Below are 13,646 nucleotides of genomic sequence, written 5' to 3'. Positions count from 1 at the left end.
CAGTCGCCAACCCGCTTAAGGAGGAAGGAGAACATCCCATGACGTCCCCCATCGCCTCGTCCGAGCATGCGCTCGACATCCCGCGCGACTACAACGCCGCCACCTGGTTCATCGACCGCCACCTTCGGGAAGGCCGGGCCGACAAGGTGGCCTTCATCGACGTCGACGGCAGCCACACCTACGGCCAGCTGGCGGAAAAGGTCAACCGGGCGGGCAATGCGCTGAAGGACCTGGGGCTCCACATGGAGAACCGCATCGCCATGATCATGCTCGACACCGTCGATTTCCCGGCGGTGTTCTGGGGCGCCATCAAGGCCGGCATCGTGCCCATTCCCCTCAACACCCTGCTGACCACCGGCGATTACGGCTACATGCTGTCCGACTCGCGCGCCCGCGTGCTGGTGATCAGCGAGGAGCTGTTCGACAAGGTCGAGCCCATCCTGCCCGATTTGCCCCTGCTGGAACACGTGGTGATCTCGGGCAGGAACGCCCACGGCCACAAGCTGCTCTCCGACCTGCTGGCCAAGGCCGAGCCCAAGCTGAAGACCGCCGAGACCACCCGCGACGACGTGGCCTTCTGGCTCTATTCCTCGGGCTCCACCGGCGCGCCCAAGGGCGCCGTCCACCTGCAGCGCGACCTGCCGGCCACCGCCGTGCATTACGGCCAGCAGGTGCTGGGCATCACCGAGGCCGACGTCACCTATTCGGCGGCCAAGCTGTTCTTCGCCTATGGCCTGGGCAACGGCATGACCTTCTCGCTGCACGTGGGCGCCACCTCGGTGCTGCTCAAGGACCGTCCCACCCCGGAAGCGGTGATGGGCATCCTCAAGGACCACCAGCCGACCATCTTCTACGGCGTGCCGACCCTCTACGGCACCATCCTGGCCGACCCGCAGTACAGGCGCGAGACCGGCTCGCCCCGGCTGCGCGCCTGCGTCTCGGCCGGAGAGGCCCTGCCCGAGGATGTGGGCCGCCGCTGGGAGGAGCGCTTCGGCGCCGCCATCCTGGACGGCCTGGGCTCCACCGAGATGCTCCACATCTTCCTGTCCAACCGTCATGGCGAGGTCCGCTACGGCACCTCGGGCAAGCCGGTGCCGGGCTATGACCTCAAGATCGTCGGCGACGACGGGCACGAGGTGCCCCAGGGCGAAATGGGCGAGCTGATCGTGCGCGGCCCCAGCTCGGCCACCGCCTACTGGAACCAGCGCGAGAAGTCGCTGAAGACCTTCCGCGGCGAGTGGACCCATACCGGCGACAAGTACTATGTCGACGACGACGGCTATTACCGCTACGCCGGGCGCGGCGACGACATGCTGAAGGTCGGCGGCATCTGGGTGTCGCCCTTCGAGGTGGAAGCCGCCCTCATCTCCCACGAACGCGTGCTGGAAGCCGCCGTGGTGGGCGAGGCCGACCCGGAAGGCCTGGTCAAGCCCAAGGCCTTCGTGGTGCTAGCCCCCGGCGAGACCGGCTCGGAGGTCCTCAAGGAGGAGCTCCAGGCCTATGTCAAATCCAAGCTGGCGCCCTACAAGTACCCCCGCTGGATCGAATTCGTCGAGGCGCTGCCCAAGACCGCCACCGGCAAGATCCAGCGCTTCAAGCTGCGCGGCACGCTGGCGCAGATGTAGGACGGAAAGGAGAGGTGTGCGAAGGGACTTGTCCCTTCGCGCATCCCTTCGAATTAGGCAACGCGCTCCCTCGACAATCCCTTCGCCCAGGCCCACACTGACCGCTGTTCAATCACAGGTCGGGGGCAATCCATGCGTAAAATTCTGATCGGGGCCGGTGTCCTGGTGACGGTCGTCATCGGGGCGGCGGTGTTCCTGCTGTCGTCGCTGGACACCATCGTCAAGAAGGTGATCGAGGACGTGGGCTCCCAGGTGACCGGCGTGAAGGTGTCGGTGGGCACGGTCAAGATTTCGCTCTCCGAGGGCAAGGGCTCCATTTCGGGCCTCAGCGTGGCCAATCCGCCCGGCTTCTCGTCGGACCCGGCCATCAGGCTGGGCGAGATCGCGCTGGCGCTCGATACCGGCTCGCTCAACAAGAACCCCATCGTGGTCAAGGACATCACCGTGGCCTCGCCCTTCGTGGCCTATGAGATGGCGGCGGGCGGCAGCAATATCGACGCCATCCAGAAGAACGTGAAGGCGTTCTCCGCCAAGCAGGGCGCGGGCGCCAAGGCAGAGCCGGCCAAGCCCGCCGGAAAGGACGAGGAGAAGAAGCTGGTCATCGAACGCCTCGCCATCACCGGCGGTCAGGTCAAGCTGGCGGCGGGTGGCATTCCCGGCGCCGAGGGTACCGCCAAGCTGACCGACATCGTGCTGACCAATATCGGCAAGGACGGCGGCGGCGCTTCCTCGGCCCAGGTGGCGCAGAAGGTGATGGATTCCCTGGTCAGCGGCGCCCTGAAATCGGCCACCAGCTTCGGCAACCTGCTGGGCGGCGTGGGCGACAAGGCCAAGGCCCTGGTGCCCGGCGATGCCGGCGGCGCCATCAAGGGCCTGATCGGTAAGTAATCCCCGCCAGAACGAAGCCCCCCGGATCATGCGGTCCGGGGGGCTTTGCTTTGATGGGGGGAGGTTGAAACTTTGTGGGCTCTGCCCACGCCCGCAAAGGGCCTCGGCCCTTTGATCCCCTTGGATTCCCGACAATAGGGTCCAGGGACCCAGGTCCCTGGCGGGTGCAGGGCAGAGCCCTGCGTTATCCCAGCACCACCTGATCGGCGCCGCGCAGGCGCGACAGGGTGCCCAGCCGCGACCATTCCTCGAAACGGCGCCGGGCGTCGGCCTCGGCCTGGCGGCGCGAGACGCGGCCCAGATAGGTGACGCGCATCTCGGCGCAGGTCTCGTCGGCGGGGTGGCCGTCGGCGGTGAAGCCGAAGCGGAGCGGGCGGAAGCTTCCCATTGTCAGTACCTCCGGAGCAGGCCGACCAGACGGCCCTGGACCTTCACCCGGTCGGGGGGAAGGATGCGGGTCTCGTAGGCCTGGTTGGCGGGTTCCAGCGCCACGGAATTGCCCTTACGGCGCAGGCGTTTCAAGGTCACCTCGGTGTCGTCCACCAGGGCGACGACGATGGTTCCGGTCTCGGCGCTGTCGCACGAGCGGATCACCACGGTGTCGCCGTCGTTGATGCCGGCCTCGATCATGGAATCGCCGTCCACGGTCAGCGCGTAGTGATTGCCGCTGCCCAGCATGGAGGCGGGGATGTCGATGCTGTTGGAATGGTCGCGCAGCGCCTCGATGGGCGTGCCGGCGGCGATCTTGCCGTAAAGAGGCAGGTTGACGGAATCGGACGGCCCGGCCACCGGCGCGCCGGCCAGCTGCTGCCCGGCGAAGCCGCCCTTGATGACGTTGGGGGCGAAGGCCTTGGTTTGCGGCGGCAGGGCGGTGTCGGCCCGGTTCTCCGGCAGGCGGACCACTTCCAGGGCGCGGGCCCGGTGGGCGAGGCGGCGGATGAAACCCCGTTCCTCCAGCCCGGTGATCAGGCGGTGGATGCCCGACTTGGACTTCAGGTCCAGGGCGTCCTTCATCTCGTCGAACGAGGGGGAAATGCCGGTGGCGCGAAGCCGTTCGTCGATGAACATCAACAATTCGTATTGCTTGCGCGTCAGCATCGCGAAAACCTCCCCCAATATGAGTCTGTTCAGGGAACAAAGAACAAACCATCTGGTTTTGTTCTATTCGCGTTCCTGTGGCCGGTCAAGGGGAATCTGTACGGATGATTCCGTTTTGTTTCCGTCTCGTCCCCTACAGGGTGGGGGGCAGGGGGATGACCTGGACCATGTCGCCCACCTGGGCGGTGGGGGCATGGGGAGGGCGCACCAAGAGGCAGGTGGCCCGCGCCAGTCCCGACATCACGGCGCTGTCCTGCTGCTCGAAGGGCAGGGCCACCACCAGGCCGTTATCGGTGCGTTCCAGGCTGGCGCGCATGAACTCCATGCGCTCGTCGTTGGGGGGAAGGTCGCGGCCCAGGATGGCGTTGATGGCCTGGGTGACGGTGGAGCGCCCGGTGAGTGCCCGGATGGCGGGCTCCAGGAAGATGATGGCGCAGACCATGGCCGACACCGGATTGCCGGGCAGGCCGAGCACGGGAACGCCCTTCATGTCGCCGAACATCAGCGGCTTGCCCGGCCGCATGGCCACCTTGTAGAAGCCGAGATTCATGCCGGCGTCCTTGAGCGCGTCCTGCACCAGATCGTAATCGCCCACCGAGGCGCCGCCGGTGGTGACCAGCATGTCGGCGCCGGCCGCCGCCCTGATCATGGAATCCAGCGATTCGCGGGTATCCCTGGCGATGCCGAGATGGATGGAATCGGCCCCCAGCGCAGTGACCATGGCGGCGAGGCCGGGGCCGTTGGAGCCGACGATCTGGGCCGGTCTCGGCTGGTCCCCGGGCAGGACGATCTCGTCGCCGGTGGACAGGATGGCGATGCGCGGCTTCCTGCGCACCAGCAGGTTGGGAACGTTCATGGCCGCCGCCAGGCCGATGGTGCGCCCGCCCATGATGGTCCCGGCCGGGATCAGCACGTCGCCGGTCTTGAAATCCAGCCCGGCCGGGCGGATGTGGCGGCCGGCGGGGGCGGAGGTGAGAATCTCCACCCGGTTTGCGTCCTTGCGGGTGTTCTCCTGCATGATCACCGCGTCGGCGCCCTGGGGCAGCGGCGCGCCGGTGAAGATGCGGATGCACTGCCCGGCGCCCACCGTTCCGGCGAAGGCGGAACCGGCGGCCGACAGGCCGATGACGTCGAGGGTCCGGGGGACCTGGGCGATGTCGGCGGCGCGGACGGCATAGCCGTCCATGGCCGACACCGCCACCGGCGGATGCGAGACGCGCGCCGCCAGATCCTCGGCCAGGATGCGCCCGGTGGCCTGGGCCAGGGAGACCACCTCGGTGCCCACCGGCCTGATGCCGGCCAGCAGGTTTTCGCGCGCCACCTCGACGGAGATCATTCCTTGGCCTCGTAGATGCCGGACTTGCCGCCCGATTTGTGGATCAGACGGATGTTGTCGATGCGCATGGACTTGTCCACCGCCTTGCACATGTCGTAGACGGTGAGCGCCGCCACCGAGACGGCGGTCAGCGCCTCCATCTCGACTCCGGTCTGGCCGGTCAGCTTGCAGGTGGCTTCGATATGGACGGCCGGGCCTTCCGGATCAAGGCTGAGCTCGACCGCCACCGAGGACAGGGCCAGGGGATGGCACAGGGGGATCAGGTCGGGGGTGCGCTTGGCCCCCATGATGCCGGCCAGCTGGGCGACGGAGAGCACGTCGCCCTTCTTCATGCCGCGCGCCGCGATCAGGGCCAGGGTCTCGGGCTTCATCACCACCCGGCCGCGGGCCACCGCCTTGCGGGCGGTTTGCCACTTGGCCGACACGTCGACCATGACGGCGTTGCCGTCGGAATCGAAGTGGGTGAGCCCGTCCCCGGTCATCAGGCAGTACCCGCGCCGGCCAGCAGCACTTTCAGGGCCTGCTCCACGTCGGGGCGGCGCATCAGGGCCTCGCCGATCAGGAAGCGCTTGACGCCCACGGCGGCCATGCGCTTGAGGTCGCCCGGACCGTCCAGCCCGCTTTCCGAGACGACGATCTTGCCTTCGGGGATCAGGGGGACCAGACGCTCGGTGGTGGCGAGGTCGGTCTTCATGATCTTGAGGTCGCGGTTGTTGATGCCGATCAGCGGCGATTTCAGCTTCAGCGCGCGCTCCAGCTCCGCCTCGTTGTGAACCTCGATCAGCACGTCCATGCCGTAGCCGAGAGCGATGTCCTCCATCTGGGAAAGCTCGGCATCGGTCAGCGAGGCGACGATCAGCAAGATGCAATCGGCGCCCAGGGCGCGGGCCTCGACGATCTGGTAGGGATCGACCATGAAGTCCTTGCGCAGCACCGGAATCTCGCAGGCCGAGCGTGCCGCGCCCAAATCGGCGTCGGATCCCTGGAAGAACTTCTGGTCGGTCAGCACCGAAAGACAGGCGGCGCCGCCGCGCTGATAGGCCCTGGCCAGCAGTTCCGGCTTGAAGTCGGGGCGGATCACCCCGGCCGAGGGCGAGGCCTTCTTGATCTCGGAAATGATGCCCCAGCCCATCTCCTTGACCTTACGGTCCAGCGAGGCGGCGAAACCGCGCGGCGGCGCCTGGTCCTGGGCGCGCTTCAGCAGTTCCTGAATGGGGCGGCGGCTTTTCTGCTCGGCGACCTGGCGGCGCTTTTCGTCGCAGATGCGGTCGAGGATGGTCGGGGTGGCGTTCATGATGTCAGGGAGTCCGGTTGGTGATGGCGATCATGCGCTCCAGCACGGCTTCGGCCTCGCCCCGATCGATGGCCTGTTCCGCGGCGCGGGCGCCGTCGCTCAAGGAATCGACCTTGCCGGCCACCATCAGGGCGGCGGCCGAGTTCAGGACGACGATATCGCGGTAGGCGCCCTGCTCCCCCTTGAGCAGGCGCTTGAGCGCGGCGGCATTGGCGGCTGCGTCGCCGCCCTTCAAATCGGCGGGCGCGGCGCGCTTGAGGCCCGCATCCTCCGGCTTGACGGTGAACAGGCGGACGTCGCCGCCCTTGTACTCGGCCACCTTGGTGGGGCCGGTGGTGGTCAGCTCGTCCAGCCCGTCGGAGCCGTGGACCACCCAGGCGTGCTCGGCCCCCAGGCGGCCCAGCACGCGGGCCAGCGGCTCGACCCAGCGTTCGGCGAACACGCCCACCACCTGGCGGGTGGCCCCGGCCGGATTGGCCAGCGGTCCCAGCAGGTTGAAGATGGTGCGCGTCCCCAGCTCGCCGCGCGGGCCGGCCACGTGGCGCATGGCGTTGTGGTGGCGCGGCGCCATCAGGAAGCCCACCTTGTTGTTCCACAGGGTTTCGCGCACCAGGGCGAAATCGGCGTCGATATTGACGCCTAAGGCGGTCAGAACGTCGGAGGCGCCCGACTTGGACGACACCGCCCGGTTGCCGTGCTTGGCCACCGGCACGCCGCAGGCGGCCACCACGAAGGAGGCGGCGGTGGAGATGTTGTAGGTTCCGGCTTCGTCGCCGCCGGTGCCGACGATGTCCACGGCGCCGGAGGGCGCCTCGATCTTCAGCGCCTTGGCCCGCATGATGCGTGCCGCGCCGGTGATTTCCTCCACCGTCTCGCCCCGGACCCGAAGCCCCATCAGCAATCCGCCGATCTGGGCCGGTGTGGCATCGCCCGACATGATGATCTCGAACACTTCCTCGGCCTGGGCCTCGGACAGGGTGGCGCCGGCGGCGACGCGGCCCAGGATTTCCTTCATCAGGGCGAGGGTGGTGTTCATCAGGCGGCCTGTCCGGTGCGGGTCTTGGTGAAGTCGATGAAGTTGCGCAGCATGGCGTGGCCGTGCTCGGTCTCGATGCTTTCGGGATGGAACTGGACGCCCCAGATGGGCAGCTGCTTGTGGACGAGGCCCATCACCAGCCCATCGGCGGTCCAGGCCGAGGCGTGCAGGCAATCGGGGAAGCTTTCCTTCTCGACCACCAGCGAGTGGTAGCGGGTGGCGCGGAAGGGGCTGGGCAGGCCCTTGAACACGCCGGTACCGTCGTGCTCGATGCTGTCGACCTTGCCGTGCATGGGCTTGGGCGCGCGTACCACCTTGCCGCCGAAGGCCTGGCCGATGGCCTGATGCCCGAGGCAGACGCCGAACAGCGGAATCTTGCCGGCGGCGCGCTCGATCAGCTCCAGGCAGATGCCCGCCTTGTCGGGATCACAGGGACCGGGCGAGATGACGATGCCCTGGGGCCCCATGGCCAGCACCTGATCGACGGTGACGGCGTCGTTGCGCTTCACCACCACCTCGGCCCCCAGCTCGCCGAGATAGTGCCAGAGGTTGTAGGTGAAGCTGTCGTAGTTATCCACGAGGAGGAACATCGGCGTCGCGCCTTAAGGAATTCCGAAGGCGGAAGAATGCAGAGGCGGCCTTGGCGCGTCAAGCTTGGCACACGCCGTTTGACGGATTCCGCAGGCAGGTTAGCATGGCGGCGAAACCTGAGGGCCGGGACGCCATGCTCGACACCATCCTTCTTCTGGCGGGAGAGACTGAACGCCCGGTGCTGGCCGAGGCGCTGCGCCGCGCCGAGCCGGGCGTCCAGGTGGTGGCCGCCGGTGCGGTCCGGGACCTGCCCGACACCTTGGAAACCGCCCGGCTGCTAACCTTCGTGTTCCCCGAGATCGTCCCCGCCGGGATTCTGCAGCGCCTGGGATACGGCGCCTTCAATTTTCATCCCGGCCCGCCCGACTATCCCGGCTGGTGCCCCGCCGCCTTCGCGCTGTACGACGGAGTGGCCCAGTTCGGCGCCACCTTGCATGAAATGACGGAGCGGGTGGATTCCGGGACCATCTGCGACGTGGAAAGCTTCGCCGTTCCCGCCCTGTGCGATCTGCAAGGGCTGGAGAGCCTGGCCTATGCCGCCTGCCTGCGGCTGTTCGAGCGCTGGGCCGAGGCGCTGGTCTCGCCCCTGAAGCCGCCGCGCCTGCCGCTGAAATGGGGAACACGCAAATGCACCCGCAAGCTTTTCGCGGAGCTGGCCCGGGTGCCGGAAGAGGCGTCCGAGGAGGAGAGGCGGAGAAGGGCGAGGGCGTTCGGAAGCGGGTCCTCTTGACGCATAATTAGAATATGCTTATATAAGTGATATCGAAATTGCCTTCGGATAACTCCCATGCTCCGCTTCGATATCGCCCCGGTCTGCTCCAACGCCTATCGCTTTCAGGCGGGTATGAGCTTTTCCATCGCGGCCCTCTACCTGTTCACGCCGTACCGGTGGGTAGCGTTGGTGCTGGCGGTCGGCGGGGCGCTGCGGGGGTTCGTCTCGCCGCACAAGTGCCTGTCCTACCGCCTGTTCGCGGCGCTTACCGACCGGCTGGGCTGGAAGCATCCGGTCAATGCCGGCTCCAAGATGTTCGCCGACAAGATCGCCGCCATCGCCGGTGCCGTCATGGCGGTGTCGTGGCTGATGGGCTCCGAGATCGGTGCCATTCCCGCCACCGCCATCCTGATCTTCGCCTTCGTGGATCTGGCCACCGGCTTCTGCGCCGCCTGCTGGGCCTATGGGCTGTGGTACAAGCTGCGGGCCGCCTGACCTAAAGAAGGCCCATGGCCTTGAAGCTGGCGTGGCCCTTGCGCCCCACCACCACGTGGTCGTGGAGCTGAATCCCCACGGCGTTCAGGGCGTCCTTGACCGCGCGGGTCATGTCGATGTCGGCCCTGGACGGCTTGGGGTCGCCGCTGGGGTGGTTGTGGACCATGATGATGGCGGAAGCGTGGAGCGCCAGGGCGCGCTTGACCACCTCGCGCGGGTAAAGGGGGGTGTGGTCCACGGTACCGGTCTGCTGCACCTCGTCGGCGATCAGGGTGTTCTTGCGGTCAAGGAACAGCAGGCGGAACTGCTCGGTAGGCAGGGTGTTCATGGCGGTGCGGCAGTAATCCAGCAGCACCTCCCAACTGGAAATCACCGAGGCGTTGATCACCGGGGCGCGGGCCAGACGGATGGCGGCCTCACGCACCACTTTCAGGGTGGCGGCGGCCACGTCCTTGATGCCGTCAACGGTCTTGAGATCCTCCACGTCGGCGGTGATCACGTCGGCGAAGCTGCCGAAGCGTTTGATCAGCGCCTTGGCCAGCGGCTTGGTGTCCTTTTGCGGAATGGCCGCGCCCAGCAGCAATTCCAGCAATTCATAGTCGGGCAGGGCCTCGGGCGCCTCGATGAAGCGGTTGCGCAGGCGCTCCCGGTGGCCCTTGTGATCAGGTTTCTCAGGGGCTTCGGCCAGGCCGGGAAGGGGGAGGTCGGCGGTCACAGACGGGCGCGGAAGTCTTCCAGCCAGGCCAGGCGGCTTTCCAGCAGGGCGATGTCGTGGTCCAGCCACGCCGCCAGCGCGCTGCCGCCCTCGCCATCGCTGCCGCGAAGATCGGTCAGGCGGGCCAGTTCGCTGTCGGCGCCTTCGATCAGCAGATCGATCTGGTGGGCCCGCTCGTCAGCCTCCAGCAGGTCGAGGAAGCGCATCTTCAGCGCCACCACCAGCTTGGAGAGGTCCGAGCCTGGGCGCAGCCTTGCGGTCAGCAGGGTCTGCAACTCGCGCCGTCCCGCCGCCGAGATGGTCAGCATGGAATCGTCTTCCATGCCCTGGCCGTCGGTGGCTTCCACCAGCCCTTCATAGCGCAGCAGCTCGATGGAAATGCCCATCAGCTCGAGGCTGGGTCCCATGATCCGGCTGGTGAAGTGCCGCACCGACCCGGCCAGTTCGCTGTAGCGCATGGGCCGGGACGCGATGGTGCCCAGCGCGCAAAGCCGCACGGCTTCCTTTGGGGTCAATGTGTTGTCGGCGAACATGGGCGGCCTGTCCCGAGCACGAAAGGATTGGTCCAAATATAGGGGGTAACGGGTTAACAGTCCACAAATACGACGGGAGGTCTTGCAAACGCTTTCGTATTGGCGGAGCTTGTCGCCATGAACGCAAGGAGCAATGAAGCGGGTGAAATCTGGGTGCTGGCCGACGACCGGGCCGGCAACGTCGCCCAATGCCTGGGCGTCGCCGAGGCGCTTGCGCAGCCCTTTACCGTCAAGACCATCGCCTACGACCGGCTGGCCCGCCTGCCTAACGCCTTGCGGGGCGCCGGACTGACCGGAATCGCCCCTGAGAGCCGGGCGGCGCTGTGCGCGCCCTGGCCGCGTGTGGTCATCGCCGCCGGGCGGCGCACCGCTCCCGTCGCCCGCTGGATCAAGCGCCAGTGCGGGGCGCGGCTGGTGCAGATCATGGACCCCGGCTTTCCCGGCCGGGGCGATTTCGACCTGATCGTCTCGCCCGCCCACGATTGCCCCAAGCCCGGCGGCAACGTGCTGGAGGTGCTGGGCGCGCCCCACCGGGTGACGCCCGAACGTCTGGCTGCCGAGGCGGAGAAATGGCGTCCGGCCTTCGCTTCTCTGCCGCGGCCCTGGGTGGCGGTGATCGTCGGCGGGGCCACCAAGAACCGTCCCTTTCCGGTGGAGATGGCCCGGACCTTGGGCGAAAGCGCCGCCCGGCTGGCCGCGGGCCAGGGCGGCTCGCTGCTGCTGACCACCAGCCGCCGCACCGGGGCGGAGCAGGAGGCGGCCCTGGCCGCCGGGCTGCCCGAGCCCCGCTGGCTGCACCTGTTCTCCCAAGGCGGCGACAATCCCTATTTCGGCTTCCTGGCCCTGGCCGATGCCGTCATCGTCACCGGCGATTCGGTCTCCATGTGCTGCGAGGCCTGCGCCTCGGCGGCGCCGGTGTTCATCTGGGCCCCCGAAGGCTGGGCGGCGCCCAAGCACGCCCGCCTGCATGCCCAGCTCTACCGGGCCGGCCTGGCCCGGCCGCTGGACGGCGCCGCCGGGCTGGCGGGCTGGGAGCGTCCCCGCCTCAACGCCGCCCAGGAGGTGGCCCGCGTCATCGCCGAGCGCCTGCTGCCATGAGACGGCTGGCGGTCGTGCTGATGCTGCTTGCCGCCCCCGCCGGCGCCGAGCCGCGCCAGTTGCACGGCATCAAGGGCGAGGACCAGCGGCTGCGCATGGAGGCGCGGGAATTCCCGTGGAGCGCCATGGGACGGCTCAACTTCTTCAACGGCCATTGCAGCGCCACCCTGATCGGGCCGAGGCTGATCGCCACCGCCGCCCATTGCCTTTGGAACCGCCGGACGCAGAAACCTTTTCCTGCTTCGTCCTTCACCTTCGTGGCCGGCTGGGATCGGGGCGAGTATCTGCGCGCCTCCAAGGTGACCATGGTGCACGCCGCGCCCAATTGGGTGCTGGACGGGCAGGAGCGGGGGCTGGCCAGCCGTGCCGACGACTGGGCGCTGATGGAGCTGGAGGAGCCGCTGGGCGACGAAATCGGCTGGGTCGCGCTGGGAACCTCCCAGGTGGGCATGAAGGTCGCCGTGGCCGGCTATGGCCGCGACAAGGCGCAGGTGCCGCTGGCCCATGTGGGATGCCGCCTGACCCGCCAGGCCCTGCCCGGCGTGTTCATCCATGATTGCGACGCGGTGCAGGGGGAATCGGGCGGTCCGGTGTTCGGCTGGAGCGAGGGCGGGCTGCGTCTGGTGGCGGTCAACGTGGCGGTGATCCCGTCGCAGGGCGAGGCTGGGGTGGCGGCGGGGGGGGACGCCCTGCGGCCGCTGGCGGAGCGCCTGGGAGCGGGAAAGGCCACCCGGGCGGGGTCGGCTTCGCGGCCCGCCAGTCTGGACCTGGGTCAGTCGCTGAGATAGCGATATGCGCCAAATCTGGCGCATATCGCTATCAGCCGCCATTGAGGCGGCGGCCAAGCGGCCGGAAGGCCGCGCCCGGCGAGGGGGAAGCATAAAACGGGAGTATCGTGCGTCATGTGTGGACAGCCCCTGCGTTGCAAGGAGATTTTTTCGCGCTGACGCTCCGGTCGGGTGCAGTCATGTGTCCGGCCTGTTTGCGCGGCACTCTGACCGCTGGCCATGATGTGATCCGTGAAACGGCTCCCGATCAGATTTACGACCTTGGCGGCCATGACGTACGCTGGGTTTTGCCGTTCCTTGGATTGACCGGTCGCCATCACGCTTTCATCGCCCTCGCAACTGGTTGTTCCTCGCGCTCTTTCTCAGGCGGCCTGTGCTGCCGGTTCGTGATAGAGGCCACCCTTGGCGAGGATGGCCCAGGCGGTGCGCGCCATCTTGTTGGCCAGGGCGACGGAGATCTGCCGTGCCGTCTTACCCCGCGCCATCATGCCCGCCAGCCATGTGCCTTGCTCTTTGCGCCGCCGCCATAAAGTGCCGGTGGCGCCGACCACCAGGAGCGACCGCAGATAGCGGTCCCCAGCCTTGGTGATCGGCCCCAGCACGGTTTTGCCACCGGTGGAATTCTGCGATGGCACCAGCCCCAGCCAGGCGGCGAAGTCTCGCCCCGTCTTGAAGCGCTTGGGATCGCCCATGGCGGCAACGATGGCGCTGGCGATCAGCGGGCCGATGCCGGGAATGGAGGCGACCCTCTGGCTGTCGGCGTCGTTACGGTGCCATCTCAGGATTTCGTGATCCAGCGCATCGATCTTGGAGTCGATCTCGCGCACATGCGCGGCCAGCATCGCCATGGCTTCACGAGCCGCCTGAGGCAATGCCGCATCCGGTGCGTCCAGCGCACAGACGACCAGCCTTGCCAGCCCACCTTGCCCCTCCGGTTCGATGATGCCGTATTCGGCAAAATGCGACCGCAGCGCATTGCCGAGCATGGTGCGCTGGGTCACCAACAGGCGGCGGGTGCGATGGAGCATCAGCACCGCTTGCGCCTCCTCGCTCTTGACCGGCACGAACTCCATGTGCGGCCGTGTCACCGCCTCGGCGATCGCCGCAGCGTCGGCTGCGTCGTTCTTCCGTCCTCGCTTGACATAGGGCTTGACCCGCGAGGGCGGGATCAGGCGCACCTCATGCCCCAGTTTGGCCAGCGTCCGCGCCCAATAATGGGCTGAGGCGCACGCCTCCATCCCCACCACGCAGGGCGACAGCTTGGCGAAGAACGTCACGACCTCGGAGCGGCGCAACTGCCGCCGGATCGTCACGGCACCGTCGCCATCGACCCCGTGGACCTGGAAAACCCGCTTCGCCAGATCAAAACCAATCGTGCTAACCTCGGTCATGGACGGCCCCCTTCAAATGGTGTGTCTCGACAACCACCATCTTGGC

At 67.5% G+C, this 13,646-nt stretch carries 16 protein-coding genes; 6 read left to right on the top strand and 10 right to left on the bottom strand.

Features of this window, described 5'->3' with window-relative positions; genetic code table 11:
* Positions 1-38: 38 nt before the first annotated feature.
* A complete protein-coding gene (locus WV31_RS19895) occupies positions 39-1,625 on the top strand; it encodes a benzoate-CoA ligase family protein (protein WP_085375163.1) in 1,587 nt (528 codons plus the stop codon).
* Positions 1,626-1,757: 132 nt separating this feature from the next.
* Positions 1,758-2,513: a hypothetical protein gene (locus WV31_RS19890; protein ID WP_085375162.1), complete on the top strand. Its 756-nt coding sequence runs from the start codon at positions 1,758-1,760 to the stop codon at positions 2,511-2,513.
* Between the two features lie 184 nt (positions 2,514-2,697).
* Here the strand turns inward: WV31_RS19890 and WV31_RS19885 are convergent, their stop codons facing one another.
* The 7 genes from WV31_RS19885 to WV31_RS19855 all read right to left on the bottom strand — a co-directional run bounded on the left by WV31_RS19885 (position 2,698) and on the right by WV31_RS19855 (position 7,867).
* Positions 2,698-2,901, bottom strand: a complete 204-nt coding sequence (locus tag WV31_RS19885) for a hypothetical protein (RefSeq protein ID WP_068434049.1) — start codon at positions 2,899-2,901, stop codon at positions 2,698-2,700.
* 2 nt (positions 2,902-2,903) lie between these two features.
* Positions 2,904-3,611: a transcriptional repressor LexA gene (gene lexA, locus WV31_RS19880; RefSeq protein WP_085375161.1), complete on the bottom strand. Its 708-nt coding sequence runs from the start codon at positions 3,609-3,611 to the stop codon at positions 2,904-2,906.
* Between the two features lie 133 nt (positions 3,612-3,744).
* Complete coding sequence (locus WV31_RS19875; RefSeq protein ID WP_085375160.1) at positions 3,745-4,947, bottom strand: molybdopterin molybdotransferase MoeA; 1,203 nt, start codon at positions 4,945-4,947, stop codon at positions 3,745-3,747.
* On the bottom strand, positions 4,944-5,429 hold the full coding sequence (moaC, locus tag WV31_RS19870; protein WP_085375159.1) for a cyclic pyranopterin monophosphate synthase MoaC: 486 nt from the start codon (positions 5,427-5,429) through the stop codon (positions 4,944-4,946). The genes WV31_RS19875 and moaC overlap by 4 nt, the downstream gene beginning before the upstream one ends.
* Complete coding sequence (gene trpC / locus WV31_RS19865) at positions 5,429-6,241, bottom strand: indole-3-glycerol phosphate synthase TrpC (protein ID WP_085375158.1); 813 nt, start codon at positions 6,239-6,241, stop codon at positions 5,429-5,431. Before trpC ends, moaC begins: the two co-directional genes overlap by 1 nt.
* 4 nt (positions 6,242-6,245) lie before the next feature.
* Entirely contained in the window at positions 6,246-7,277 is a 1,032-nt protein-coding gene (gene trpD, locus WV31_RS19860) for an anthranilate phosphoribosyltransferase (protein WP_085375157.1), read from the bottom strand.
* Positions 7,277-7,867: an anthranilate synthase component II gene (locus WV31_RS19855; RefSeq protein WP_085375156.1), complete on the bottom strand. Its 591-nt coding sequence runs from the start codon at positions 7,865-7,867 to the stop codon at positions 7,277-7,279. Before WV31_RS19855 ends, trpD begins: the two co-directional genes overlap by 1 nt.
* A 104-nt stretch (positions 7,868-7,971) precedes the next feature.
* Between WV31_RS19855 and WV31_RS19850 the strand changes: the two genes are divergently transcribed.
* Both WV31_RS19850 and WV31_RS19845 read left to right on the top strand, forming a co-directional pair.
* Complete coding sequence (locus WV31_RS19850) at positions 7,972-8,598, top strand: formyltransferase family protein (RefSeq protein ID WP_085375155.1); 627 nt, start codon at positions 7,972-7,974, stop codon at positions 8,596-8,598.
* A gap of 57 nt (positions 8,599-8,655) precedes the next feature.
* The gene (locus WV31_RS19845) at positions 8,656-9,075 is read left to right on the top strand and encodes a DUF4395 family protein (protein WP_085375154.1); all 420 of its coding nucleotides are present in this window, start codon (positions 8,656-8,658) and stop codon (positions 9,073-9,075) included.
* 1 nt (position 9,076) lies between these two features.
* On the opposite strand, the gene radC is transcribed toward WV31_RS19845, so the two are convergent.
* Together radC and WV31_RS19835 are read right to left on the bottom strand one after the other, a co-directional pair.
* Positions 9,077-9,790, bottom strand: a complete 714-nt coding sequence (gene radC, locus WV31_RS19840) for a RadC family protein (protein WP_085375153.1) — start codon at positions 9,788-9,790, stop codon at positions 9,077-9,079.
* Positions 9,787-10,323, bottom strand: a complete 537-nt coding sequence (locus WV31_RS19835; RefSeq protein WP_085375152.1) for a hypothetical protein — start codon at positions 10,321-10,323, stop codon at positions 9,787-9,789. Before WV31_RS19835 ends, radC begins: the two co-directional genes overlap by 4 nt.
* A 117-nt stretch (positions 10,324-10,440) precedes the next feature.
* On the opposite strand from WV31_RS19835, the gene WV31_RS19830 reads away from it, so the two are divergent.
* Positions 10,441-11,421 carry a mitochondrial fission ELM1 family protein gene (locus tag WV31_RS19830; protein WP_085375151.1) on the top strand — a complete coding sequence of 327 codons (981 nt, stop codon included), beginning with the start codon at positions 10,441-10,443 and terminating at the stop codon, positions 11,419-11,421.
* Positions 11,418-12,209, top strand: a complete 792-nt coding sequence (locus WV31_RS19825) for a trypsin-like serine peptidase (RefSeq protein WP_085375150.1) — start codon at positions 11,418-11,420, stop codon at positions 12,207-12,209. The genes WV31_RS19830 and WV31_RS19825 overlap by 4 nt, the downstream gene beginning before the upstream one ends.
* 362 nt (positions 12,210-12,571) lie before the next feature.
* Here the strand turns inward: WV31_RS19825 and WV31_RS19820 are convergent, their stop codons facing one another.
* Complete coding sequence (locus WV31_RS19820) at positions 12,572-13,600, bottom strand: IS110 family transposase (protein ID WP_011383386.1); 1,029 nt, start codon at positions 13,598-13,600, stop codon at positions 12,572-12,574.
* Positions 13,601-13,646: the final 46 nt, after the last annotated feature.

It is taken from the genome of Magnetospirillum sp. ME-1, assembly GCF_002105535.1.
Taxonomy (GTDB): domain Bacteria; phylum Pseudomonadota; class Alphaproteobacteria; order Rhodospirillales; family Magnetospirillaceae; genus Phaeospirillum.
This window is presented reverse-complemented; position numbering and strand designations above follow the sequence as displayed.

Coding starts and splice junctions, on each gene's coding strand:
- WV31_RS19895 (WP_085375163.1), top strand. CDS start 39: ATGACGTCCCCCATCGCCTCGTCCGAGCATGCGCTCGACATCCCGCGC.
- WV31_RS19890 (WP_085375162.1), top strand. CDS start 1,758: ATGCGTAAAATTCTGATCGGGGCCGGTGTCCTGGTGACGGTCGTCATC.
- WV31_RS19885 (WP_068434049.1), bottom strand. CDS start 2,901: ATGGGAAGCTTCCGCCCGCTCCGCTTCGGCTTCACCGCCGACGGCCAC.
- lexA (WP_085375161.1), bottom strand. CDS start 3,611: ATGCTGACGCGCAAGCAATACGAATTGTTGATGTTCATCGACGAACGG.
- WV31_RS19875 (WP_085375160.1), bottom strand. CDS start 4,947: ATGATCTCCGTCGAGGTGGCGCGCGAAAACCTGCTGGCCGGCATCAGG.
- moaC (WP_085375159.1), bottom strand. CDS start 5,429: ATGACCGGGGACGGGCTCACCCACTTCGATTCCGACGGCAACGCCGTC.
- trpC (WP_085375158.1), bottom strand. CDS start 6,241: ATGAACGCCACCCCGACCATCCTCGACCGCATCTGCGACGAAAAGCGC.
- trpD (WP_085375157.1), bottom strand. CDS start 7,277: ATGAACACCACCCTCGCCCTGATGAAGGAAATCCTGGGCCGCGTCGCC.
- WV31_RS19855 (WP_085375156.1), bottom strand. CDS start 7,867: ATGTTCCTCCTCGTGGATAACTACGACAGCTTCACCTACAACCTCTGG.
- WV31_RS19850 (WP_085375155.1), top strand. CDS start 7,972: ATGGCGGCGAAACCTGAGGGCCGGGACGCCATGCTCGACACCATCCTT.
- WV31_RS19845 (WP_085375154.1), top strand. CDS start 8,656: ATGCTCCGCTTCGATATCGCCCCGGTCTGCTCCAACGCCTATCGCTTT.
- WV31_RS19835 (WP_085375152.1), bottom strand. CDS start 10,323: ATGTTCGCCGACAACACATTGACCCCAAAGGAAGCCGTGCGGCTTTGC.
- WV31_RS19830 (WP_085375151.1), top strand. CDS start 10,441: ATGAACGCAAGGAGCAATGAAGCGGGTGAAATCTGGGTGCTGGCCGAC.
- WV31_RS19825 (WP_085375150.1), top strand. CDS start 11,418: ATGAGACGGCTGGCGGTCGTGCTGATGCTGCTTGCCGCCCCCGCCGGC.
- WV31_RS19820 (WP_011383386.1), bottom strand. CDS start 13,600: ATGACCGAGGTTAGCACGATTGGTTTTGATCTGGCGAAGCGGGTTTTC.